This window comes from Thermococcus sp. Bubb.Bath (assembly GCF_012027595.1).
In the GTDB taxonomy this organism is placed as follows: Archaea; Methanobacteriota_B; Thermococci; order Thermococcales; family Thermococcaceae; genus Thermococcus.
Genome location: NZ_SNUR01000067.1, coordinates 1 through 389, shown reverse-complemented (window position 1 = coordinate 389; position 389 = coordinate 1). Strand labels below are relative to the sequence as shown.

General features: G+C 37.8%; 1 protein-coding gene. It reads left to right on the top strand.

Going from position 1 to position 389, the window contains the following annotated elements; all coding sequences use genetic code 11:
• On the top strand, positions 1-389 hold a 389-nt coding region (locus E3E29_RS11535; RefSeq protein ID WP_167911121.1), incomplete at both ends, for a hypothetical protein.

The following is a 389-nucleotide window of genomic DNA, read 5'->3' as shown; positions in this document are numbered from 1 at the left end:
CTCTTCTTCTCGGACATCAAAGGAAGGATATTCATGTGGAATGAACAAACTTTTGAAGAGGTTTTGAGACTTGATGATGGCAAATATGCTATCTGGTGGTCATGGGCAGGAAATGAAGACTTTCTGCTTATAGGAGAATATGGGAAGAAGTCCAATAGTGCAAAAGTCTATAGAACTTTCGACGGGAGGCATTTTGAAGTTTTCTTCGATATAAAAGATCACTACGAAGTTAAAGACAATGGATGCCATATCCACCTAGTCACCATAGATCCCTACGATAAAATCGTTTACGTTGGAGTTGGTGATAATCCCCCGTATAGAGGACTGTATATCTATAAAAACGGCACTTGGATGTTTAGAAATACTAACAACCATGTAATTAATTATGA